General features: G+C 66.6%; 22 protein-coding genes. 18 read left to right on the plus strand and 4 right to left on the minus strand.

From position 1 onward, the window contains the following. Positions 1 to 63: 63 nt before the first annotated feature. The 3 genes from QP609_RS08135 (at position 64) to QP609_RS08145 (ending at position 3,080) form a co-directional block, all read left to right on the plus strand. Positions 64 to 345, plus strand: coding sequence for a YfhL family 4Fe-4S dicluster ferredoxin (locus tag QP609_RS08135; RefSeq protein ID WP_004153175.1), 282 nt, complete (start codon positions 64 to 66; stop codon positions 343 to 345). Then, a complete protein-coding gene (gene ggt / locus QP609_RS08140) occupies positions 342 to 2,072 on the plus strand; it encodes a gamma-glutamyltransferase (protein ID WP_289213926.1) in 1,731 nt (576 codons plus the stop codon). The genes QP609_RS08135 and ggt overlap by 4 nt, the downstream gene beginning before the upstream one ends. A gap of 120 nt (positions 2,073 to 2,192) precedes the next feature. Next, positions 2,193 to 3,080 (plus strand): MBL fold metallo-hydrolase, encoded by an 888-nt coding sequence (locus QP609_RS08145; RefSeq protein ID WP_019338337.1) that lies wholly within the window; start codon positions 2,193 to 2,195, stop codon positions 3,078 to 3,080. 85 nt (positions 3,081 to 3,165) lie between these two features. On the opposite strand, the gene QP609_RS08150 is transcribed toward QP609_RS08145, so the two are convergent. Then, on the minus strand, positions 3,166 to 3,459 hold the full coding sequence (locus QP609_RS08150) for a PsiF family protein (protein WP_046430010.1): 294 nt from the start codon (positions 3,457 to 3,459) through the stop codon (positions 3,166 to 3,168). A gap of 57 nt (positions 3,460 to 3,516) precedes the next feature. Here QP609_RS08150 and QP609_RS08155 point away from each other — a divergent pair, with 57 nt between their 5' ends. Continuing rightward, the gene (locus tag QP609_RS08155) at positions 3,517 to 3,942 is read left to right on the plus strand and encodes a metalloregulator ArsR/SmtB family transcription factor (RefSeq protein WP_289213927.1); all 426 of its coding nucleotides are present in this window, start codon (positions 3,517 to 3,519) and stop codon (positions 3,940 to 3,942) included. Beyond that, positions 3,923 to 4,402, plus strand: coding sequence for an SRPBCC family protein (locus QP609_RS08160; protein ID WP_289213928.1), 480 nt, complete (start codon positions 3,923 to 3,925; stop codon positions 4,400 to 4,402). Before QP609_RS08155 ends, QP609_RS08160 begins: the two co-directional genes overlap by 20 nt. A 114-nt stretch (positions 4,403 to 4,516) precedes the next feature. Here the strand turns inward: QP609_RS08160 and upp are convergent, their stop codons facing one another. Continuing rightward, positions 4,517 to 5,149 (minus strand): uracil phosphoribosyltransferase, encoded by a 633-nt coding sequence (upp, locus tag QP609_RS08165; RefSeq protein WP_005409099.1) that lies wholly within the window; start codon positions 5,147 to 5,149, stop codon positions 4,517 to 4,519. Positions 5,150 to 5,318: 169 nt separating this feature from the next. Between upp and QP609_RS08170 the strand changes: the two genes are divergently transcribed. The 6 genes from QP609_RS08170 to QP609_RS08195 all read left to right on the plus strand — a co-directional run bounded on the left by QP609_RS08170 (position 5,319) and on the right by QP609_RS08195 (position 13,322). Continuing rightward, positions 5,319 to 7,880: a TonB-dependent receptor gene (locus QP609_RS08170; RefSeq protein ID WP_111206158.1), complete on the plus strand. Its 2,562-nt coding sequence runs from the start codon at positions 5,319 to 5,321 to the stop codon at positions 7,878 to 7,880. Next, the gene (locus tag QP609_RS08175) at positions 7,880 to 8,992 is read left to right on the plus strand and encodes a phytase (RefSeq protein ID WP_197606400.1); all 1,113 of its coding nucleotides are present in this window, start codon (positions 7,880 to 7,882) and stop codon (positions 8,990 to 8,992) included. Before QP609_RS08170 ends, QP609_RS08175 begins: the two co-directional genes overlap by 1 nt. Next, positions 8,989 to 10,356 (plus strand): metallophosphoesterase family protein, encoded by a 1,368-nt coding sequence (locus QP609_RS08180; protein ID WP_053496001.1) that lies wholly within the window; start codon positions 8,989 to 8,991, stop codon positions 10,354 to 10,356. The genes QP609_RS08175 and QP609_RS08180 overlap by 4 nt, the downstream gene beginning before the upstream one ends. 10 nt (positions 10,357 to 10,366) lie before the next feature. Continuing rightward, positions 10,367 to 10,981, plus strand: a complete 615-nt coding sequence (locus QP609_RS08185) for an inorganic diphosphatase (protein ID WP_014646782.1) — start codon at positions 10,367 to 10,369, stop codon at positions 10,979 to 10,981. Between the two features lie 89 nt (positions 10,982 to 11,070). Continuing rightward, the gene (locus tag QP609_RS08190; RefSeq protein WP_046430020.1) at positions 11,071 to 12,486 is read left to right on the plus strand and encodes a deoxyribodipyrimidine photo-lyase; all 1,416 of its coding nucleotides are present in this window, start codon (positions 11,071 to 11,073) and stop codon (positions 12,484 to 12,486) included. A 140-nt stretch (positions 12,487 to 12,626) separates the two neighbouring features. Next, the gene (locus tag QP609_RS08195; RefSeq protein WP_014646784.1) at positions 12,627 to 13,322 is read left to right on the plus strand and encodes an OmpA family protein; all 696 of its coding nucleotides are present in this window, start codon (positions 12,627 to 12,629) and stop codon (positions 13,320 to 13,322) included. Positions 13,323 to 13,720: 398 nt separating this feature from the next. On the opposite strand, the gene QP609_RS08200 is transcribed toward QP609_RS08195, so the two are convergent. Then, positions 13,721 to 14,752 carry a LysR family transcriptional regulator gene (locus QP609_RS08200; protein WP_032959145.1) on the minus strand — a complete coding sequence of 344 codons (1,032 nt, stop codon included), beginning with the start codon at positions 14,750 to 14,752 and terminating at the stop codon, positions 13,721 to 13,723. A 147-nt stretch (positions 14,753 to 14,899) separates the two neighbouring features. Here QP609_RS08200 and QP609_RS08205 point away from each other — a divergent pair, with 147 nt between their 5' ends. The 6 genes from QP609_RS08205 (at position 14,900) to QP609_RS08230 (ending at position 22,724) form a co-directional block, all read left to right on the plus strand. After that, positions 14,900 to 15,127, plus strand: coding sequence for a hypothetical protein (locus QP609_RS08205; RefSeq protein ID WP_041863314.1), 228 nt, complete (start codon positions 14,900 to 14,902; stop codon positions 15,125 to 15,127). After that, positions 15,124 to 15,894: an SDR family NAD(P)-dependent oxidoreductase gene (locus tag QP609_RS08210; RefSeq protein WP_197621194.1), complete on the plus strand. Its 771-nt coding sequence runs from the start codon at positions 15,124 to 15,126 to the stop codon at positions 15,892 to 15,894. Before QP609_RS08205 ends, QP609_RS08210 begins: the two co-directional genes overlap by 4 nt. 91 nt (positions 15,895 to 15,985) lie before the next feature. Next, entirely contained in the window at positions 15,986 to 17,209 is a 1,224-nt protein-coding gene (locus tag QP609_RS08215; RefSeq protein WP_014646787.1) for an efflux RND transporter periplasmic adaptor subunit, read from the plus strand. A gap of 127 nt (positions 17,210 to 17,336) precedes the next feature. Continuing rightward, positions 17,337 to 20,507, plus strand: a complete 3,171-nt coding sequence (locus QP609_RS08220; protein ID WP_014646788.1) for a multidrug efflux RND transporter permease subunit — start codon at positions 17,337 to 17,339, stop codon at positions 20,505 to 20,507. A 64-nt stretch (positions 20,508 to 20,571) separates the two neighbouring features. Next, a complete protein-coding gene (locus QP609_RS08225; protein ID WP_014646789.1) occupies positions 20,572 to 21,309 on the plus strand; it encodes an SDR family oxidoreductase in 738 nt (245 codons plus the stop codon). Beyond that, positions 21,303 to 22,724: an efflux transporter outer membrane subunit gene (locus QP609_RS08230; protein WP_197621193.1), complete on the plus strand. Its 1,422-nt coding sequence runs from the start codon at positions 21,303 to 21,305 to the stop codon at positions 22,722 to 22,724. Before QP609_RS08225 ends, QP609_RS08230 begins: the two co-directional genes overlap by 7 nt. Before the next feature lie 40 nt (positions 22,725 to 22,764). On the opposite strand, the gene QP609_RS08235 is transcribed toward QP609_RS08230, so the two are convergent. Continuing rightward, positions 22,765 to 23,142 (minus strand): VOC family protein, encoded by a 378-nt coding sequence (locus QP609_RS08235; RefSeq protein WP_014646791.1) that lies wholly within the window; start codon positions 23,140 to 23,142, stop codon positions 22,765 to 22,767. Between the two features lie 140 nt (positions 23,143 to 23,282). On the opposite strand from QP609_RS08235, the gene QP609_RS08240 reads away from it, so the two are divergent. Beyond that, the gene (locus QP609_RS08240; RefSeq protein ID WP_032959134.1) at positions 23,283 to 23,546 is read left to right on the plus strand and encodes a hypothetical protein; all 264 of its coding nucleotides are present in this window, start codon (positions 23,283 to 23,285) and stop codon (positions 23,544 to 23,546) included. The last annotated feature ends 16 nt before the right edge of the window (positions 23,547 to 23,562 follow it).

Consider the following 23,562-nt stretch of genomic DNA (forward strand, 5'->3'; position numbering starts at 1 on the left):
GACCGGCCCGCGCGCCCGCGCTGGCCGGTCCTTTGTCCCAGGGCGCGGGCGAGGAGTATCGCCGTGTCGCTGAAAATCAACGAGCTCTGCGTCAACTGCGACGTGTGCGAGCCGGCCTGCCCCAACCAGGCCATTGCGATGGGTGAAACCATCTACGTGATCGACCCTGCGCGCTGCACCGAATGCGTGGGTCATTTCGACGAGCCACAGTGCGTGGTCGTCTGCCCGGTCGAGTGCATCGACCCGGACCCGGAGATCGTGGAAACGGAAGACCAGCTGCTGGCCAAGCTGCGCCAGCTGCAGCACGATCACCCCGAACTCTACGCGGAGCCCCCATCCGAATGAAGACGCTGATCGTCCGCCCCCTGTTGCTGCTCGGCCTGCTGCTGAGCCCCATGGCCTGGGCCGACAGCCCGGCCCGTGCCGATCACCCTGATGGCGCGGCCATTGCCAGCGGCCACGCACTGGCCACCCAGGCCGGCATCGATATCCTGGCGCAGGGCGGCAACGCCTTCGACGCTGCAGTGGCGGTGTCGTCCACGCTGGCAGTGGTCGAGCCGATCAGTTCCGGGTTGGGCGGCGGCGGCTTCTTCCTGCTGCACGACGCGGCCACCGGCAAGGATGTGATGCTGGATGCGCGCGAGACCGCCCCGGCCGCGGCGACCCCGCAGGCCTTCCTCGACAAGCAGGGCAACCTGGACCGTGATCGTTCGGTCAACGGTGCCTGGTCGGCGGGTATTCCCGGCCTGCCCGCAGCGCTGGTCGAGCTGTCGGCCAAGCATGGCAAGCTGCCGTTGTCGGCCTCGCTGCAGCCGGCGATCCGCATCGCGCGCGAAGGTTTCCCGGTGTACGACCGCATGGCCAAGGGCTACGCGTCGCGGCGTGAAGTGATGGAGCGCTATCCCGGCACGCGCGAGGTCTACCTGCGCAATGGCAAGCCGATCGCCAGCGGTGACCTGTTCAAGCAGCCGGAACTGGCGCAGACGCTGGAGCGCCTGGCCGCGGGTGGCTTTGATGGCTTCTACAAGGGCCAGACCGGAAAGCTGTTGCTGGCGGGCGTGAAGCAGGCTGGCGGCAAGTGGACCGCTGAAGAACTGGCCGGTTACCGAGTAAAGCAGCGCGAGCCGATCGTGTTCAACTACAACGGCTGGAAGATCACCACCGCGCCGCCGCCGCCGTCCGGTGGCATCGCGCTGGCCAGCATGCTGCAGATCCTGGAAGGCTGGGACATCAGGAAGATGGACCCGGCCCACCGCACCCACCTGGTGGTGGAGTCGATGCGCCGCGCCTACCGCGACCGCACCTTCTTCCTCGGCGATCCGGACTTCGTGCAGATCCCGCAGAAAGTGCTGACCAGCAAGGATTATGCGCAGGGCCTGCGGGCGACCATCCATCCGGAGAAGGCCACGCCCAGCGACCTGCTGTCGGGCAATCCGACGCCGCTGGAAGACGACGAGACCACGCACTTCTCGATCATCGACCGCGACGGCAACCGCGTCGGCGCCACCCAGACCGTCAACCTGCTGTATGGCTCGGGGCTGATTCCCAAGGGCACCGGCGTGCTGCTGAACAACGAGATGGACGACTTCGCGCTGAAGCCGGGCACGCCCAATGCGTTCGGCGTGATGGGTTACGAGGCCAACGCGCCGAAGGCCGGCAAGCGCATGCTCAGCTCGATGACGCCGACCTTCATGGAGAACGCCGACAAGGTCGTGGTGCTGGGCACCCCGGGTGGCAGCCGCATCATCACCATGGTGCTGCTGGGCATCCTCGGCTACGACGACGGCCTGGATGCACAGCAGGTTGCCGCGCTGCCGCGCTACCACCACCAGTGGCTGCCGGACCTGATCGAAGCCGAGGACGATGCGTTCGACGCGGCTACGGTGAAGCAGTTGCAGGCGATGGGCCACAAGATCGACCTGCCGGGTGACGTCGCCGCAGGCGGCCGCGGTTCCAGTCACGTGTGGGGCAACCTGCAGACCGTGGAATGGGACCGCAAGGCGAACAAGCTGTTCGGCGGCAGCGACCCCCGCAACCCGGTGGGCAGCGCCCAGGTCGTGCCGGCACGCTGATCCGGTAGCGCCGGCTGCTGGCCGGCAATCCGGCAGATTACCGAAACCCCGCCTTTGCCGGCGGGGTTTTCTGTTTCCTTTCTAGCGATTATTTAACGGGCCGGCGCCGATAATCGACGCATGAAACTCTGGTCTATTCGTGGAAACTCGCAGCGCCTCGATGGCGGCGCGATGTTCGGCAACGCACCGCGTGCGTTGTGGGAAAAATGGGCGGCGCCGGACGAGCTCAATCGCATCGAGCTGGCCTGCCGCGCACTGCTTGCCAGTCCGCTGGAAGGCAAGACCGTGCTGTTTGAAACGGGTATCGGGGCGTTCTTCGATCCGCGCATGCGCGAGCGCTACGGCGTGCAGGAAAGCCAGCACGTACTGATCGATTCGTTGCGCGAAGCCGGCTTCGAGCACGAGGATATCGACGTGGTGGTGCTCAGCCACCTGCACTTCGATCATGCCGGTGGCCTGCTGGCGGCATGGAGCGAAGGGCGAGAGCCGGAACTGCTGTTCCCCAATGCGACTTATGTGGTCGGTGCGCAGCATTGGCAGCGCGCCGTGCAGCCGCATCCGCGCGACCGTGCCAGCTTCATTCCGGAACTGCCGGGCCTGCTGCAGGCCAGTGGCCGGCTGGAAGTGGTGGACGGGGAATACTCGAAGGCACTTGGCCGCAGCGTGCGCTTCAGCTACAGCGACGGGCATACGCCGGGACTGATGCTGGCCGAGATCGTCGGTCACGCGCATGCCGGCGAAAGTGCGCATGGTGGCGTGGTGTTCTGTGCCGACCTGATCCCGGGGCGCTCATGGGTACACGTGCCGATCACCATGGGCTACGACCGCAACGCCGAGCTGCTGATCGACGAGAAGCGGCAGTTCCTTGAAGACAAGCTGGCGCGCAACGTGCGGCTGTTCTTCACCCACGACCCGCAGGTGGCGCTGGCGCAGCTGGGCCGTGATGACAAGGGACGTTTCGTGACCCTGCACGAACAGGGCGAGCTGAAGGCGCGCGCCCTGGGGTAATGAAAAGGCCGGGCAATGCCCGGCCTTTCACTGACGGTGGCAGATCCACGCCATGCGTGGATGGCGTTCGATCCGGACGCGACGATTATGACGACTTCAGGCAGCTGCTCATGAAGGTCTTGCGCGCATCACCGGCCAGCTTCTTCGCGCCCGCGTCAGCGTTGCACTTGCGCATCCGTTCCTGCTGCGGATTGACCGCCTTGGTCTCGGCGGCGTGGCCGCTGAGGCAGGAGCTCTGCGCGGTCTTGTAGGCATCACCCTTCAAGCCCTTGTTCTTGGCCGAGCATTCGGCCATGCGCTGCTGCTGAGGGGTGGTGGCGTTGGCAGCCAGGGGCAGGCCGACCAGCAGGACGGCGGCCAGCAGGAAAGAGGCTTTCATCGGGAGCTCCAAAGGTGGCGGGTGCGCGGAGCATTCGCTTCGGGCCGGCAAGGCCACGTGAAGAATCACGCCAGTGCCGCGCCTGCTTGCGGCAACGTTCAGACCGGCGTATTAGTTAGCCATATGGGTAAGTATTATCCTGCCATTGAAGACGTCTTCCAGGCACTGGCCGACCCGACCCGTTGCGCGATCGTAGCGGCGCTGGGGCAGGGGCCGCGCACGGTGTCGATGCTGGCCGAACCCTTCGGGATGGCCTTGCCCTCGCTGATGAAACACCTGGCCGTGCTGGAGCGCAGCGGCGTGGTGCGCAGCCACAAGCAGGGGCGCACACGCACCTGCGAACTGGTGCCGGCGCGGCTGGGCCAGGCCGAACAATGGCTCGCAGAACAGCGTGCGGCTTGGGAAGCGCGTTCCGACCGCATGGTCGATTTCGTCGAAACCCTTCACCGACAGGAGCAGGCCCATGGCCGTAGACGCAGGTAACAACCCCGACACCGATCTGGTGATCTGCCGTGTGCTGAACGCACCGCGCGCCGCCTTGTGGCGGGCGTGGACCGACCCGGAACTGCTGCGCCAGTGGTGGTGCCCGAAGCCGTGGACCACCGAGGTACGCGCATTCGACCTGCGCCCCGGCGGGGCCTTCCACACCTTCATGCAGGGTCCCGATGGCGGCAGCAGTGACAATCCGGGCAGTTTCCTGGAGATCGTGCCGCAGCAGCGCCTGGTGTTCACCTCGATGCTGGGTGCGGGCTGGCGACCGCAGTCACCCTGGCTGGGCTTTACCGCCGTGATCACGATGGAGGACGAGGGGCAGGGCTGCCGCTACACCGCGCGGGTGATGCACCCGGACAAGGCCCTGCGTGACCAGCATGAGCAGCTGGGCTTCTTCAACGGCTGGAACACCGCCATCGACCAGCTGGAAGCCTTCGCCGCCGGGCTGTAGGCCGGAATGCGGGGTGGTGGGGTCAGGGCCCTTTCTGCGAAAGGGGTCCGACCCCCGCGATGTTGGGGTCGGATCCCTTTCGCTGTGAAAGGGCTCTGACCCCGGTTCACCGGATCAACCGACGCGGGTACCGAAGATGCGGTCGCCGGCGTCGCCCAGGCCCGGCAGGATGTAGCCCTTGTCGTTGAGCTGGGCATCGATGGCTGCGGTGTAGATCTCCACGTCCGGGTGCACGGCCTTGACCGCTTCGATGCCTTCCGGCGCGGCCACCAGGAAGATGCCCTTGATGCGGCGGGCACCGGCACGCTTGAGCATGTCGATGGTGGCGATCAGGGTGCCGCCGGTGGCCAGCATCGGGTCCAGGATCAGCGCGTCGCGCTCTTCCAGGCGGCCGGTCAGGCGCTCGAAGTAGGGCACCGGCTGCAGGGTTTCCTCGTCGCGCTGCAGGCCGACCACGCTGACACGGGCCGCCGGGATCAGCGACAGCACGCCGCTGAGCATGCCCAGGCCGGCACGCAGGATCGGCACCACGGTGATCTTGGCGCCGGCAATACGCTGCACCGTCACCGGGCCGGCCCAGCCGGGCAGGGTGTGCGGCTCGGTGTCCAGGTCGGCGGTGGCCTCGTAGGCCAGCAGCGTACCCAGCTCGTTGGCCAGTTCGCGGAAATCCTTGGTGCTGAGCGCAGCGTTGCGCATCAGGCCGATCTTGTGCTGCACCAGCGGGTGGCGCACTTCGACGATCTTCATGGTCGGGAAGGGGGGAAAGGAGAGAGGAGGCCATTTTGCCGGATTGGCGTGTCGAACCCCAAACCGGGCCTGGATCTGATCTACATGAAATGTGCAGGCGCATGTCACGGCCATGCAACCTTGCGGACATACCGTGCAGACCCATTCTTAACAGGAATGGGGATTCCCAGTGCATATCAAGACTCCGTTGGCCGTTGCCATCACCCTGACCCTGGCGATGGGGGCCGCGGCACCGCTGCAGGCTGCCGGGCAACAGGCGGTAGCCGCTACCGGCGCCGTGGCGGCCGACGCGGTCGACCTGGACCGTATCGAAGTGCGCGCCCAGCTCGAATCGCAGATCCGCGCGGTCGACCTCAAGCGCAGCAGCGACGCCATCGAGGACGCGGTGTCCTCCGATGCCCTGGGCCAGTATCCGGACAAGAACGTGGCCGAATCACTGCAGCGCCTGCCGGGCGTCAGCGTGACCCGCGACCAGGGCGAAGGCCGCTTCGTGGTCATTCGCGGCCTGGATGCCAATCTCAACAGCGTCAGCGTGGATGGCATCGCCATCGGTACGCCGGAAGATTCCAGCCGCGCCGCGCCGCTGGACGTGATCCCATCGGACTCCACCGAGCGCCTGCGCGTGGTCAAGTCGCCGACCCCGGACATGCCCGGTGATGCCATCGGCGGCGCCGTGCTGGTGGAATCGGCGTCGGCCTTCGACCGCGACGGCCGCAGCCTGCGCGGCAAGATCGAGGGCAGCCACCAGCAGCTGTCCGGCGAGACCAGCCCCAAGGCCGCCTTCAACTACAGCGAAGTGTTCAACGACACGTTCGGCGTGGCGCTGGGCGTGAACTACCAGAAGCGGAAGTTCGAGTCGGACAACACCGAAGTGGAATATGACGGCGAGGACGATGCCGCCCCCGGTGACGTGACCGCGATCAACCTGCAGCACCGCAAGTACGAGATCGAGCGCAAGCGCATCGGTGCCAACCTCAACCTCGACTGGCGCCCCAACGAAGACAGCACGTACTACCTGCGCACGCTGTACAGCCAGTTCGACGATGCGGAGACCCGCCAGCGCGTGATCTTCAACTTCGACGACGCGAAGATGGTCAAGACCGGCACCGACCAGTACCGGCTCGATGGCATGCCGAAGGACTCGATCGACAAGCGCATGCGCTACCGCACCAAGAAGGAGAACACCTTTGCGGCCAGTCTTGGTGGCGAGAACAAGCTGACCAACGCCGTGGTCGATTACCGGATCGGCTACACCCGTACCGAAGAGCGCGTGAACGACGAGATGGAGGCGCGCTTCAAGCTCAACGGCAAGGCCTTCAATGGCACCCTGGACCAGAGCAGCCGCCTGCCCAGCTACAGCTTCGATAACCCGCAGTGGCTGGACAACGGCAACTACGCGTTCGACCGCGTCGTGCTTTCGCCCAAGCAGGTGAACGACAAGGAACACAGCGCGCAGGTCAACGTGCGCTTCGACGGCGACAGCAGCAGCATCAAGTTCGGCCTGCTCGGCCGCTGGCGCGACCGCGACGTGAATGTCGATGAGCGCGAACTGCGCGTCGGCCCGAAGGTGGTGCTGTCGAGCTGGACCACCTCTTCGCCGGAGCATCGCCACGGCAACATGGGGGATGGCATGGACTCGGCTGCGATGCGCGCGTTCTGGGCCGCCAATGGTGGCCAGTACAGCGCCCGCCCGCAGGATGTCGGCGGCAATGCGATGACGTCGCTGGAAGAGGATTACGTGGCCAGCGAGGACATCTTCGCCAGCTATGCCATGGGTACCTGGGATGTGGGCGCGCTGCGCATCATCGGCGGCGTGCGCGTGGAGAACACCCGCTTCAAGGCAGTCGGCAACCAGGTGGACGTGGCCGCCAACGGCCGCAGCTTCACCGTCACCCCGCGCGTGGCCAACAGCAGCTACACCAACGTGCTGCCGGGCCTGCATCTGCGCTATGACGCGGCCGATGACTGGGTGCTGCGCGCCTCGGCCAACAAGACCGTATCGCGCCCGTCCTTCGGCGACGTCTCGCCGCGCGTGGGTTACAGCCGCGGTGACGAGGAAGTGCGCCTGGGCAACCCGGAACTGGATCCGTACGAGTCGAAGAACATCGACCTGTCGGTGGAGAAGTACATCGGCAGCAGCGGCATCGTTTCGCTGGGCCTGTTCCACAAGTCGATCGATGGCTACATCGTGGAGACCGTGCGGACCAATGATCCGGCCTACGGTGGATTCGACGTGACCCAGCCGATCAATGGTCGCAAGGCCACCGTGCGTGGCGCGGAGTTCAACTGGCAGCAGCAGCTGGCCTTCCTGCCGGAGGGCCTGGATGGCCTGCTGATCGGTGCCAGTGGCACCTGGCTGGACACCACGTTCGATGCCGGCATCAAGGGACGTGAGGGCGAGGACTTCACCCTGCCGCGCGCTTCCAAGCATGTCTACAGCGCACACATCGGCTATGAAAAGTACGGTGTAAGCACGCGTCTGGCGGCCGTGTACCGCAGCGAGTATCTGGACAGCATCGGCAAGGGGCGTGCATTCGACATCTACGTGGCACCCAACACCCAGCTCGATTTCTCGCTGGACTACAAGTTCACCCCGCGCGTGAGCATGTACTTCGAAGCGCAGAACCTGCTGGACAAGCCGCTGGAGCTGTACCAGGGCACCCGCTCGCGCACCCTGCAGATGGAAGAGTACGGCCGCACCTATGCGCTGGGCCTGAAGGTGGCGCTGTGATGGGGCGTGGCGTCACTGTCCTGGCCGCCGCGCTGGCGGCTACGCTGGTCGCCGGCTGCACGGCCACCGGCAACGATCCGGTTGCGGGAGCGGCCGCGCCGGCCGCCAATGGCGAGCGCGTGGTGAGCACCATCGCCGAAGCGTTCCTGTCACCGATGACCCCGGCCGACAACATCGACTCGCCGGCGGCCTGGCGCGCGCCGGACGGCGCGCTGTGGCTGATCGCCACCGCCAAGGCCACCGACAAGCTGGTGGTCTACGACGGCAGCACCGGCCAGCACCTGCGTGACGTCGGCAGCAGCGGCACCGCACCGGGGCAGTTCGACCGCCCAAACGGCATCGCGGTGACCGACGACCTGCTGTGGATCGTCGAGCGCGACAATCACCGCGTGCAGGTGCTGAGCCTGCCGGACTTCGCGCCGCTGGCGACCTTCGCTGCGGACGACCTGCGCAAGCCGTACGGTCTGTGGGTCGACCGCCGTGCCGATGGCTACAGCGTCTACGTCACCGATTCCTGGGACAACGGCGAGGATGCGCAGGGGCGTGACATCCTGCCGCCGCTGGCCGAGCTGGACAAGCGCGTGCGCCAGTACCATGTGACCCGCGACGGCGCGAAGGTCGAGGCGAAGCTGGTGGCCAGCATCGGCGATACCACCGAGGCAGGTGCACTGCGCGTGGTCGAGTCGATCTGGGGCGACCCCGAGAACGACCGGCTGCTGATTGCCGAAGAGGACGAGCGCTACGCCAGCGAGTTCAAGGTCTACACCCTGGCGGGCCGCTTCACTGGCACCACCTTTGGCCGCGACGTGTTCAAGGCCCAGGCCGAAGGCGTGACCCTGCGCACCTGCGGCAAGGACGGCTGGTGGATCACCACCGAACAGGGCAAGCAGCGCAGCGTGTTCCACCTGTTCGACCGGCACACACTGAAGCCGGTCGGCGCGTTCCAGGGCAATACCGTGGCCAACACCGATGGCATCTGGATGATGCAGCAGCCCAGCGCGCGCTTCCCACACGGTGCGCTGTATGCAGTACATGACGACCAGGGCGTGGTGGCCTTCGACTGGGAGAGCATCGCCAAGCAGCTGGCGTTGCCGCTGGAGTGTGGCGCATGAGCGGGCAGTGCGTAATGCGCGCGCTGGCGCTGGGCCTGCTGCTGGCGCTGCCGTCGCTGTCGTTCGCGGCGGCCGAACCGAATACCCAGGTGCCGGCAGGTAGCCGCCACTACGCGGCGACGACGGTGCCGGACCGCATCGTCGCCTCGCCGGCGGTTGATTCCAGTCATGGGTTCGCCGTGGCCTGGCGTACCGACGACAGCGTGCAGGCGCCGCTGCTGGAAATCGCGCTGGCCGCAGATTCGCCGGCCATTGAAGGCATCCGCCAGGTGCGTGCGACGACCCGCGCGCTGCAGACCGAGAACGGTCTGTCGCACCACCATCGGGCAGATATCGATGGCCTGCAGCCGGATACCCAGTACGTCTACCGTGTGCAGGGCAATGGCAGCTGGAGCGCCTGGAACCAGCTGCGCACGCTGGCCAGCGCCGATCAGCCGCTGACCCTGCTGTACTTCGGCGATACCCAGAACAAGAACGTCAGCCATGTCAGCCGCGTGGTGCGTGCCGCGCAGAAGGCTGCGCCGCAGGCGCGCATGAGTCTGTTTGCCGGTGACCTGGTCAGCGGAGGCGACAACATGGATGACAGCGAGTGGGGTGAGTGGTTCGCTGCGACCAGTTGGCTGGCGCAGGAAACGCTGGTGGCGCCGGCCATCGGCAACCACGAGTACTTCGAGGAATTCGAGGACACCCCGCAGGAGCGCCGCGTGCTGGGCCGCCACTGGCCGGTGACGTTCGCGCTGCCGGGCAATGGTGCCACCGCCGCGCAGCAGACCAGCTACTGGTTCGATGCGCAGGGCGTGCGCGTGGCCGTGGTCGATGGCACATCGGCACTCGACCTCGGCACCGCCAAGGCGCAGGCACAGTGGCTGGACAAGGTGCTGACCGGCAATCGGCAGGCGTGGACCATCGTGCTGCTGCACCAGCCGTTCTACTCGCCGCGCGAAGGGCGCGAGAACGCCGCGTTGCGTGACGTGCTGCTGCCGGTGGTACGCCGCCACAACGTAGATCTGGTGCTGCAGGGCCATGACCACACCTATGGCCGCCGTGGCGAAGGGCAGGCCGCGACGCCGCAGTATGTGGTGACCGTGGCCGGACCGAAGCAGTACCGCCTTTCCGACGAAGCGCGCAGGACGATGGACCCGGTGGCCGAGGACACCCAGCTGTTCCAGGTGCTGAACATCGACCCGCAGCACCTGCGCTATGAAGCACGCACCGTGACCGGCCGTCTTTACGATGCCTTCGAATTGCGTCGTGATGCCAAGGGTGGAAAGCAGCGCACGGAGTTGACCGAAGGCCGCATCACGCCACGCGACTGCCCGCGTGCGCAGACCGCCAAGGGTCGCGCCGACCGCTGCTGGGAATGAGGAGACGCCGATGACCACACCCCGCCGCATCATTCCATTGGCTGCCATCGGCGCGTCCCTGCTGTTGCTGGCCAGTGCGGTAACCGCCGCCGATACCGTGCTGCATCCCTTCCTGGTCGCCCAGCCGGCGCAGGCCCCGCAGGAAGTGAACCTGGCGGTGGAGATCCCGGCCGGCAGCTTCACCAAGTACGAGATCAAGGAAGACGGGCTGGTGCACGTGGACCGCTTCCAGTCGATGCCGGTCGCCTATCCGGCCAACTACGGCTCGATGCCGCGCACCCTGGCCGGCGACAACGATCCGCTGGATGCGCTGGTGTTGACCCGCGAACCGCTGCATCCGGGCGTGATCGTGCGTTTCCGGCCGATTGGTTACCTGAAGATGATCGATGGCGGCGAGCACGACGAGAAGATCATCGGGGTGCCGACCGACAAGGTCGACCCGACCTACGCCAGTATCCGCGACCTGGCGGACCTGCCGGAGGCCGAACGGCAGCGGATCGAAGCATTCTTCCGCGTCTACAAGGACCTGCCGGCCGGGCGCAACCCGGTGCAGCTAAATGGCTGGGGCAACGCCGCCGAGGCACGGTCAGTGATCCGCGAGGCCATGCAGCGGTTCAAGCGCTAGAACCCCGCCGTGGGTGGGTGGCCGGACGCGCGCATCACCTTCACCGCCCCTGGCTATCATGTCCGCCTTCCACATCGAAGGCGGTGCATGTGTCGGTAGCGTTGGTATGGTTCCGCCGTGATCTGCGGCTGCAGGACAATCCGGCCCTGCAGGCCGCGCTGGATGCGGGTCACGACGTGGTGCCGGTCTATCTCCACGCGCCGCACGAGGAAGGCGAGTGGGTGCCTGGCGCGGCCTCCGATGCGTGGCGCCACCGTTCACTGGGTGCCTTGGACGCCGACCTGCGCACGCGCGGTTCGTCGCTGGTGCTGCGTAGTGGTGACAGCCTGCCGGCCCTGCAGTTGCTGATCGAGCAGACCGGCGCCGAGGCGGTGTACTGGAACCGCAAGTACGAGCCGGCTACGCAGGCACGCGACGCCACCATCAAACGCACGCTGCGCGAGCAGGGCATCGACGCACAGAGCTGCAATGGCAGCCTGTTGTTCGAGCCCTGGGACATCGCGACACAGCAGGGTCAGCCCTACAAGGTGTTCACTCCGTACTGGCGCAACGTACTCAGTCATTGGCGCCTGCCGACGCTGAGTGCCGCGCCGAAGGCACTGACCGCGCACTCGGTCGACGGCCTCGCATTGGACGAGCTGCGGCTGGCGCCCACGCTGGACTGGGATTCCGGCTTCTGGGAGCACTGGCAGCCGGGCGAGGCCGGCGCGCTGGAGGCGTTGTCCGTGTTCGAGGACGGCGCGTTGCGCGGTTACCGCGAGCAGCGTGACCTGCCGGACCGGGTCGGTACCTCGCGGCTGTCGCCGCATCTGCATTTCGGCGAGATTGCACCGTGGCGCATCGCGCATGCGCTGGAGAGATTGCGCAGTGCCGGCACTGATGCCGACATCGACGGCTATCTGCGGCAACTGGGCTGGCGCGATTTCGCCTACCACCTGTTGCATCACTTCCCGAAGACGCCGACCGACAACCTCAATCCGCGTTTCGACCGCTTCCCTTGGGCCACGCCCACTGCAGCGCAACTGCATGACTGGCAGCGCGGCAACACCGGCGTGCCGATCGTCGATGCGGGCCTGCGCGAGCTGTGGCACACCGGTTACATGCACAACCGGGTACGGATGATTGTTGCCAGCTACCTGTGCAAGCACCTGCGTGCGCACTGGCTGCAGGGCGCGCGCTGGTTCTGGGACACCCTGGTCGATGCCGACCTGGCCAACAACACGATGGGCTGGCAGTGGGTGGCAGGCACCGGCGCCGACGCGGCCCCGTACTTCCGGGTGTTCAACCCGGTCACCCAGGCCGAGAAGTTCGACCCGCAGGCGCGCTACATCAGCCGCTGGGTGCCCGAACTGGCGGCGCTGCCGGTGAAGGCGCGCTTCGCGCCGTGGCAGCATCCGCTGCTGCTGGCGGCGCATGCCCCGGGCTATCCGCGTACGCCGCTGGTGGATCTGGCCGCCGGCCGCGATGCTGCGCTGGCCGCCTACCGGCAGACGGGGGCTGGGTAAAGCGCGGGCTGAGCGTTCCAGTCAGTTAGCTGAACGCGGCCCTGTTGCCGCGACCGATCATCATCCCGACATCGCATCGGGCTGTTTATTCTCTCTGCGCCCGTAAGCCGCCGACCCGACCGGAAAACAAGGAGAACCACATGATCCGCAACACCACCCGCAACGTCGCACTGGCCCTGATGAGTGCGGCCGTCCTGTCGGCCTGCGCCACCGGCGGCTCCTATGTGCAGAGCGACCAGTACGGCAACCCGACCGAACAGCAGAACCGTACCGGCCGCAACGCGCTGATCGGTACCGCCATCGGTGTGGCTGCCGGCCTTCTGACCGGTGACAGCGCCACCGAGCGTCGTCAGCACGCACTGATCGGTGCCGGTATCGGTGCGCTCAGCGGCGCCGCCGTCGGCCAGTACCAGGATCGCCAGGAACGCGCGCTGCGCGAGCGCACCGCCAACACCGGCATCGATGTGCAGCGCCAGGGCGACAACATCATGCTGAACCTGCCGGACGGCATCACCTTCGACTTCGGCAAGGCCACCCTGAAGCCGCAGTTCTACGGCTCGCTCAACGGTGTGGCCGGTACGCTGCGCGAGTACAACCAGACCATGATCGAAGTGGTGGGCCACACCGACAGCATCGGCAGCGACGCGGTCAACAACCGCCTGTCGAAGGAACGCGCCGATTCGGTGGCGCAGTACCTGATCGGCCAAGGCGTGCAGAGCGTGCGCATCGAAACGCTGGGGGCTGGCAAGTCGTATCCGATTGCCGACAACAGCACCGATGCCGGCCGTGCCAAAAACCGTCGCGTTGAAATCCGCGTGATTCCGCTCAAGCAATAACGCGTAGCGTTGTTGCTGTTCCGGCCTGGCCGGAACGAAAATGCCGCCCTTGCAGGCGGCATTTTCTGTAGGTGCCGAGCTTGCTCGGCACGCCGATAGCGCTTCCGGTTGCGGCTTCTCCGAACGGCGCCGACCAAGGTCGGCATCTACCGAAAGCCACGCAGCCGGAACGAAAATACCGCCCTTGCAGGCGGCATTTTTGTGGGTGCCGAGCTTGCTCGGCACGCCGACAGCATTCCCGTTCGCGGCTTCTCCGAACGGCGCCGACCAAGGTCGGCATCTACCGGACGCCCGGCGCAGTCGGAAGGAAATGCCGCAACTCATCTCCTGGTAGATGCCGACCTTGGTCGGCGCCGTTCCAACCGCAGTCGAGCATGGCTCGACTCTACAGAAGCCGGTTACACCGCCGAGGCGGCGACCTTCTCCAGGATGCGCTTGCCGCTGCTCTCCAACGCCGCGTCTTCCTGGGCCTTCTGCTGCTGTGCCAGCTTCGCACCCGGGCACTGCGCCAGCATGTAGTTGGCGTCGAAGTTGAGCTTTTCCACCAGGAAATCGACGAACGCCCGCACCTTCGGCGAGACCAGGCGGCCACCGGCGAACACGGCGTTGAAGTCCACTTCCGGGCCGGTCCAGCCGGCCAGCACGCGCCGTACCATGCCGGACTCGACGAACGGCTTGGCCATCACATCACCGGTCAGCAGCAGGCCTTCGCCACACACCAGTGCACCATTAAGCGCAGACATGTCGTTGGCGGTCATCAGCGGGGTGACCGGGAAGTCACGCAGCTCGCCGCCGTTCTCGCCCAGCTGCCAGGTGAAGCGCGGTGAATTGCCAGTGTGATACGGCTTGCGCATCGCCAGGATGCGATGGAACTGCAGTTCTTCCGGATGCAGCGGCTCACCATAGCGCTCGATGTAGGCCGGGCTGGCGAACACCTGCGTGCGCAGGCTGCCCAGCTTGCGCGCGACCAGGTTGGAATCGGGCAGGGCGCCCACACGCAGCGCCAGATCCGCTTCGCCGGCAATCAGGTCCAGCTTCTCGTTGCCCATGTGCATGTCCAGGCGGATTTCCGGATACTGCGCATGGAACTGGCCCAGCAGCGGGGCGATCCAGGTGATGCCGATCGAATAGGGCACGGTGAAGCGCAGCCAGCCGCGCGGGCCGGACTGCAACTGGCTCACCGCGCTTTCGGCTTCTTCCAGCTCGCGCGCGATGCGCTGGCAATGCTCGTGGTAGATCGAGCCGGCTTCGGTCAGGCCGAGGCGGCGGGTGGTCCGGTGCAGCAGCCGCGCGCCCAGGCGCGTTTCCAGCTCCTGCACTTTGCGGCTGACCGTGGTCTTGGGCAGGCCGAGCGATTTGGCAGCGGCAATGAAACTGCCTTGCTCGACCACCTTGACGAAGATCAGCGTCTCGTTGAGATCGTGGGACATGGTCGGGGATCCTGGACGTCGGGGATGGGACAATCGTGACAGAACGATTGGACCGGGAGCGGGATGATTATTCCCCTTAATCAGGACTAATCAAGTAAAGGTTTGAGGTCTATCGTGGCGCCATTCGTGAAATGGAGCCCCCTCGCCATGAGCCTGCGCAACATTCTTGCCCGCTTCCGGCATGTCGGCCAGAACACCCTGGACCTGGCGATGACCGTCGAAGCCCGTCCGAGTTCCTTGGTACACAAGGACTTTCGTGAGTTTACCGCGCCCATGCGTCAGCAGCGTGGCGGTGCCATCCGCCTGGCCCCGCACAAGGGTGACCGGCTGCGCCGGATCGGGACTATCCCGGATTTGGGAGGAAATGTCCCGTGAATGGGATACTGACGCCCGAAGTCCTGGTCCTCGGCGGCACCGGTGCCGTCGGCCAGGGCGTGGTCGGCGCATTGCTGGAAGCCGGCAGCCCGGTGCTGGTGGTTGGCCGCGACCCGGGTCGGCTGGCGGCGCTGCGTGAGCAGTTCGCCGACGAGCCTGGCCTGGAGACGCTGCTGGGCTCGCTCAGCGATGACGGCTCGGCACGTGCCTTGGCCGAACGCATCGCGCAGCGCCCGCGTCCGCTGGCGGCGGTCATCGCCGCAATGGGTGGCCCCTACCGTCGCGGCCGGGTGACCGACCGCAATGGCGATGAGCTGTTGGGGGCGATGCAGGCCGACCTGATGCCGCACGTGCACGCGGTGCGTCACCTGCTGCCACTGCTGCAGGACAACGTGCATGCACGCCGCTACGTGATGATCGGCAGCCCCGCCAACGCCAAGCCCTGGGCGGGCTACGGCGAGACCTCGATCACCACCGCCGCGCTGCGCATGTACGCGCAGGTGGTGCACCAGGAAGCGCAGGCACTGGGTGTGCGCGCGCAGATGCTGGAAGTCTGCAGTCCGGTGTGCACCCCGGCCAACGCGGCCAATGCGTGCATCGAGTGGCCAAGCTCGTTGCTGGTCGGTCGTCGTGTGGTCTCCCTGCTGGACGGCTGCCGCGACAACCGCGCCATCGTCCGCTGCGACAGCAGCGATGCCGAACTGCCGCGCGGCCTGCTGCACCTGGATGTCCCTCCACTGTGGCGCGATACCGCGGGCATCGCTTGACCTCGACCATGGTTGAGGTCGCAGTATGCGCCGCCGATTTTTGCAACACGTTCTCATATAGCTGTACCACCCCTCCGTACGGATGCATGCCATGACTTCCCCCAATACCACCCCACATCGTTTCGGCCATCGCATCGCGATGGTCGGCGTGTCGATCCTCGCCGCGGCCGTGCTTGCGGCCTGCAGCGGCGGCCATGCCGAAGAGGCCGGTGCTCCGCCGCCGCCGCAGGTCAGCGCCGCGCCGGTGCTGGTCAAGCAGGTCAGCCAGTGGGACGAGTTCAGCGGCCGCGTCGAAGCGGTGCAGAGCGTTGAACTGCGCCCGCGCGTGTCCGGCTACATCGACAAGGTCAACTACGTCGAAGGCCAGGAAGTGAAGAAGGGCGAAGTGCTCTTCACCATCGACGCGCGCAGCTACCAGGCCGAGTACGATCGCGCGGCCGCCGAGCTGGCCCGCGCCCGCACCCAGGCCACGCTGGCCCGCAGCGAGTCCGAGCGTGCCAAGCGGCTGTCCGAGCAGCAGGCGATCTCCACCGAGACCGCCGAGCAGCGCCGCGCGGCTGCCGACCAGTCCGGCGCCGCCGTGCAGGCCGCGCAGGCGGCGCTGGATGCCGCCCGCCTCAACCTGGAGTTCACCAAGGTGCGTGCGCCGATCGACGGCCGTGCCGGCCGCGCGATGGTCACCGCCGGCAACCTGGTCACCGCCGGCGACAGCGCCAGCGTACTGACCACGCTGGTCTCGCTGGATACCGTGTTCGTCTACTTCGATGCCGACGAAAGCACCTTCCTGCGCTACGCACAGATGGCACGCAAGGGCGAGCGCCCCAGCGAGCGTGACAGCGCGCTGCCGGTGAAGGTCGGCCTGTCCGGGGAAGAGGGCTACCCGCATGCGGGCAAGGTCGACTTCCTCGACAACCAGGTGGCCCGCAGCACCGGCACCATCCGCGTCCGTGCGCTGCTGGACAACGCCGACCGCCAGTTCACGCCGGGCCTGTTCGCCCGCGTGCAGCTGCTTGGCAGCGGCCAGTTCCAGGCCATGCTGATCGATGACAAGGCCGTGCTGACCGACCAGGACCGCAAGTACGTCTACGTGGTCGACAAGGATGGCAAGGCCCAGCGCCGCGACATCCAGCTCGGCCGCACCGCCGACGGCCTGCGCATTGTCGAGCACGGCCTTGCCGCCGGCGACAAGGTGATCATCGACGGCGTGCAGAAGGTCTTCATGCCGGGCATGCCGGTGCAGGCCAAGGCCGTGGCGATGCAGCCGCAGGCTGCGCCGGCACCGGGCCGCGATGCCACCGCCGCCCTGAACCACTGATCCGCCGGCTCCTGATCCGCGTCCCCGCTTAGCTGCCGGCGCCAGCGGCAGCCTTCCCTGCCTTCGTCATCCCGGCGAGGGGCAGGGTGGCTGTTGCCCGCCGGACGCCTTTCCCAGGAATTCCTCCATGGACTTTTCCCGTTTCTTCATCGACAGGCCGATCTTCGCGGCGGTGCTGTCGATCGTGATCTTCGCCGCAGGCCTGATCACGATTCCAATCCTGCCGATCAGCGAGTACCCCGAAGTGGTGCCGCCGTCGGTGGTCGTGCGCACGGTGTATCCGGGCGCCAACCCCAAGGTCATTGCCGAGACCGTCGCCACGCCGCTTGAAGAAGCGATCAACGGCGTCGAAGGCATGATGTACCTGAAGTCGGTTGCCGGCTCGGACGGCGTGCTGCAGATGACCGTCACCTTCCGCCCGGGCACCGATCCGGACGCGGCGGCGGTGAAGGTGCAGAACCGCGTGGCGCAGGCGCAGGCGCGCCTGCCCGAGGACGTGCGCCGGCAGGGCGTGACTACGCAGAAGCAGTCGCCAACCTTCCTGATGGTGGTGCACCTGACCTCGCCGCAAGGCAAGTACGACACCCTGTACCTGCGCAACTACGCCCGCCTGCACGTCAAGGATGCGCTGGCGCGCATTCCGGGCGTGGGTGACGCGCAGATCTTCGGTGGCGGCGACTACGCCATGCGTGCCTGGCTGGACCCGGACAAGGTGGCTTCGCGTGGCCTGACCGCCAGCGACGTGGTGCGTGCCATGCGCGAGCAGAACGTGCAGGTTTCGGCGGGCCAGCTCGGCGCCGAACCGTTGCCGAACAGCCAGTTCCTGACCCTGATCAACGCCCAGGGCCGCCTGAAGAGCGAAAAGGAATTCGGCGACATCGTGCTCAAGAGCGGCACCGATGGCGAGATCGTGCGCCTGGCCGACGTGGCCCGCCTTGAACTGGGTGCCGGTGACTACACCCTGCGCTCGCAGCTGGATGGCAAGAACGCGGTCGGTATCGGTATCTTCCAGTCGCCCGGTGCGAATGCGCTGGAGATTCGTGACCAGGTCATCTCGACGATGGACGAGATGCAGAAGACCATGCCGGCCGACGTGAAGTACGAAGCGGTGTATGACACCACCATCTTCGTGCGCGACTCGATCAAGGCCGTGGTCTCCACGCTGCTGGAAGCCATCGCCCTGGTGGTGCTGGTGGTGATCCTGTTCCTGCAGACCTGGCGTGCCTCGATCATCCCGTTGATCGCGGTGCCGGTGTCGGTGGTGGGTACCTTCGCCGCGCTGTACCTGCTGGGCTTCTCGATCAACACGCTGAGCCTGTTCGGCCTGGTGCTGGCGATCGGCATCGTGGTCGACGACGCGATCGTGGTGGTGGAGAACGTCGAGCGCAACATCGAGGAAGGCCTGTCACCCACCGCTGCGGCCCACCAGGCCATGCGTGAAGTGTCCGGCCCGATCGTGGCGATCGCGCTGGTGCTGTGTGCCGTGTTTGTGCCGATGGCCTTCCTGTCCGGCGTCACCGGCCAGTTCTACAAGCAGTTCGCAGTCACCATCGCCATCTCCACGGTGATCTCGGCGATCAACTCGCTGACCCTGTCGCCGGCCCTGGCCGCGCGTCTGCTGAAAGCCCATGGTGCTCCGAAGGATGCGCCGAGCCGCCTGATCGACCGCCTGTTCGGCTGGGTGTTCCGTCCGTTCAACCGCTTCTTCAAGTCCAGCTCGGAGAAGTACGAGCGTGGCGTGGCCCGCATCCTCGGCCGTCGTGGCGCCGTGTTCGTGGTCTACGCGATCCTGCTGGTCGGTACCGGCGTGATCTTCAAGCTGGTGCCGCCGGGCTTCATCCCGACCCAGGACAAGCTGTACCTGATCGCCGGTGTAAAGCTGCCGGAAGGTTCGTCGATCGCGCGCACCGATGAAATGCTGCGCAAGGTCGCCAAGATCGCCCAGGAAACCGATGGCGTGGCCCACACCATCTCGTTCCCGGGTCTGAACGCGCTGCAGTTCACCAACACGCCGAACACCGGTGTGGCGTTCATCCCGCTCAAGCCGTTCGCCGAGCGCCATGGCCGCACCGCCGCACAGATCAATGCCGAGATCAACCAGAAGATCGCCGGCCTGCAGGAAGGCTTCGCGTTCGCGATGATGCCGCCGCCGATCCTCGGCCTGGGCAACGGCAACGGCTACCAGATGTTCATCGAGGACCGTGGCAACCTGGGTTACGGCGCGCTGCAGAACGCGGTGCAGGCAATGCAGGGCACCGTTGCTCAGACGCCGGGCATGGCCTTCCCGATCAGCAGCTACCAGGCCAACGTGCCGCAGCTGGATGCCGAAGTGGACCGCGTCAAGGCCAAGGCGCAGGGCGTGCAGCTCACCGAGCTGTTCGACACCCTGCAGACCTACCTCGGTTCGGCCTACGTCAACGACTTCAACCAGTTCGGCCGTACCTGGCAGGTGATCGCCCAAGCCGACGGTCCGTTCCGCGAGACGGTCGAGGACATCGGCAAGCTGCGTACCCGCAACGACCGCGGCGAGATGGTGCCGATCGGTTCGATGGTCACCATCAAGCAGACCTTCGGCCCGGACCCGGTGCTGCGCTTCAATGGCTATCCGGCAGCAGACCTGGCCGGTGAGGCCGACCCGCGCCTGCTGTCCTCGGCCGAGGCGATGAACAAGCTGACCGAGATCGCCGGCAAGGTGCTGCCGGTGGGCATGACCACCGAATGGACCGACCTGAGCTACCAGCAGGCGACCCAGGGCAAGGCGGCCTTCATCGTGTTCCCGGTGGCGATCATGCTGGCCTTCCTGGTGCTGGCCGCGCTGTACGAGAGCTGGTCGCTGCCGCTGGCGGTGATCCTGATCGTGCCGATGACCCTGCTGTCCGCGCTGTTCGGCGTGTGGCTGACCGGTGGCGACAACAACGTGTTCGTGCAGGTCGGCCTGGTGGTGCTGATGGGCCTGGCGTGCAAGAACGCGATCCTGATCGTCGAATTCGCCAGAGAGCTGGAGATGGGCGGCAAGGGCATCGTTGAAGCCGCGCTGGAAGCCTGCCGCCTGCGTCTGCGCCCGATCGTGATGACCTCCATCGCCTTCATCGCCGGTACCGTGCCGCTGGTGCTGTCGCACGGCGCGGGTGCCGAGGTGCGCTCGGTGACCGGTATCACCGTGTTCGCCGGCATGCTGGGCGTGACCCTGTTCGGCCTGTTCCTCACCCCGGTGTTCTACGTGGCCCTGCGCAAGTTCGTCACCCGCAACGGCGGTGGCCAGCTGGTGCAGCACGGCGAGCCGACCATCCACCACTGACATGGAACCCCGTCGCCGCCGGTCACTGGCCGGCGGCGGCTTTCCCCTCACAAGGCATGCATCCATGAATACCCATCAGAACAAGATCGCGCTGGTCACCGGCGCCACCCGTGGCATCGGCCTGGAAACCGTGCGCCAGCTGGCCCAGGCAGGTGTGCATACGCTGCTGGCCGGTCGCAAGCGCGATACGGCGGTGGAGCTGGCACTGAAGCTGCAGGCTGAAGGCCTGCCGGTCGAAGCCCTGCAACTGGACGTGACCGACGCGGCCAGCATCGCCGAAGCGGTCGAGCAGGTGCGCCAGCGTCACGGCCGCCTCGACATCCTGGTCAACAATGCCGGCATCATGATCGAGAACCCGGCGCAGGCGCCGTCGGAGCAGTCGCTCGACACCTGGAAGCGTACCTTCGACACCAACGTGTATGCGCTGGTCGCAGTAACCCAGGCATTCCTGCCGCTTGTCAAGCAGGCCAAGTCCGGGCGCATCGTCAACGTGTCGAGCATGCTCGGCTCGCAGACCCTGCACGCGGATCCCTCATCGGGCATCTACGACTTCAAGATTCCCGCCTACAACGCGTCCAAGGCCGCGGTGAACAGTTGGACCCTGAGCCTGGCCTACGAGCTGCGCAACACCCCGATCAAGGTCAATACCGTGCATCCGGGTTACGTGAAGACCGACATGAACGGCGGCAACGGCGAAATCGAAATCGCCGAAGGCGCGCGCTCCAGCGTGCAGATGGCGCTGATCGGCGAATCCGGTGCCAGCGGCAGCTTCACCTACCTGGGCGAGGTGCTGCCATGGTGATCCGCACGTTGGCGATGGCCGTCTCCAGCCTGGTGCTGGCAGGCTGTGTCAGCGTCGGCCCGAACTACAAGGCCCCGGTGCAGGAACCGGTGGTCCTGCAGAGCGCACAGCAGCCGGTCTTCAGCACCGTTTCGCCGGTGGCCAGCTGGTGGGCGCAGTTCGATGATCCGGTGCTGGAACAGCTGGTGCATGGCGCCCTGTCGGACAACCTGGACCTGCGCGTGGCCGTGGCCCGCGTCAGCCAGGCCCGCGCGGTGTTCGTCGAAAGCCGTTTCGACCAGGCGCCGCACATCACCGCTGGCGGCAGCTACGACCGCCGCAAGCAACCCGATCCGCAGCTGGGTGGGCAGCGGGTGTTCAGTGAAAGCTACCAGCTCGGCTTCGACGCCGGCTGGGAGCTGGATCTGTTCGGCCGCAAGCGCCGTGCCGCTGAGGCCGCACGCGCCGACCTCGGTGCCGAGCAGGCCAACCTGGCCGATGCGCAGGTACTGGTCGCCGCCGAAGTGGCACGCAATTACTTCGAGCTGCGCGGAACGCAGAAGCGCATCGCGGTGGCCCAGCACACGCTGGAAAACCTGCGCGATACGCAGAAGCTGACCGAGGCGCGCTGGGAACTGGGCGCGGGAAGCGAGCTGGATGTGCAGAGCAGCCGCGCCCGCCTGAAGGCGATCGAGGCCGACATCCCGTTGCTGGAAGTGGCCGAGGCGCAGTCGCGCAACCGGCTGGCCGTGCTGCTCGGCCAGCGCCCGGAAGTGCTGACCGACATGCTCGCGCCGCACGACGTGCCGGCCTTCGCCAAGGCGCTGCCGCTGGGCGATACCCGCGAACTGCTGCGCCAGCGCGCCGACGTGCGCGCGGCCGAGCGTCGCCTGGCGGCTGCGACCGCACGCGTGGGCGTGGCCACCGCGGACCTGTTCCCGCGGTTGTCGCTGTCCGGCTTCGTCGGGTTCCTCGGCGGCGATGCCAGTGGCCTGGTCAATGGCAACAACAAGGCCTGGTCGCTGACCCCGTCGCTGAGCTGGGCAGCATTCGACTTCGGTACCGTGCGTGCACGCCTGCGTGCCAGCAAGGCTGAAGCCGAAGGCGTGGCCGCGCAGTACGAGCAGGCCGTGCTGCTGGCGCTGGAAGATACCGAGAACGCGCTGACCCGCTATTCCAAGCAGCAGGCACGGCTGGCGATCGTGGTCGAGCAGGCACAGGCCGCACGGCGTGCCGAATCACTGGCACAGATCCGCTATCGCGAAGGCTCGGAAGACTTCCTGACCCTGCTGGATGCGCAGCGCACGCAGCTGGCGGCCGATGACGCCCTGGCGGCGGCCGAGTCCGAAGTCAATGTCAGCGTGGTGGGCGTGTACAAGGCGCTGGGCGGCTGGGGGCAATCACCGCAGCAATCGAGCGTGGCGCAGGTGCAGTAACCGCAGGGGACGGAGGCAGTGCTTCCGTCCCCTCCTGCTTTCAGGGCCACTGATTGGCAGGCACCTCGCGCTCGCGCATGCGCACGATGCAGAAGCGATGGCCGGTCGGTGCTTCCATCACCCACCAGCGTTTGACGAAGCCTATCCGGCGCGCGCCGAGCTTCTCCAGGCGGTCGGCCTCGGCATCGATGTCGTCGCTCTCGATGTCCAGGTGCACCCGTGACGGGTGATCGACCCGCTGGACTTCCACGTTCAAGCCCGCCGGTGCACCCAGCAGGTCTGCATACTCGGCGCCCCCTTCGACACGCGCCGCCTGTGCCTGCAGGCCGAGCGCGGCGGCCCAGAAGCCGGCACCTGCGTCGGCGGGAAGGTCCTGGCAGTCGATGATGAATCCAGCCAGCCGGCTCTGGTGGGCCATGTCCTGCTCCGCAGTTCGGGGGAGGAGGCAGGGTAACGCGATGCGTTCCGCGTACATCTTCACCTTCGTGACGTTTCTGACTCTGCCGGAATGCCGGCCCGACGTGTAACAAGTGGGTCAGGCACTCGGGAGGACAGGCGATGGCGGATGGAAGGCGGGATACCCAACGGATGTTGTTCGGCGATCCGGGTCCACCCGGTGCGGGTCTGTCAGTGGCGGTCGTGGTGCTGCTGGTGCTGGCGACGATGGCGGCGGCGGTCGGTTTCCTGCGCCTGCAGGATTCGATGTTGGGGCTGGGCCTGATTGGCGTGGCCGTGTTCCTGGCGATCGGGGCCCGCATCTGCCAGGCGCGCGACCAGCATCAGGCGCTGTATCGCCTGCTGTCGCGGCAGCCACCGCCGTAGCGGCGGCTGCCGTGGC

This window comes from Stenotrophomonas sp. 8(2023) (genome assembly GCF_030345295.1).
Lineage (GTDB): Bacteria > Pseudomonadota > Gammaproteobacteria > Xanthomonadales > Xanthomonadaceae > Stenotrophomonas > Stenotrophomonas muris.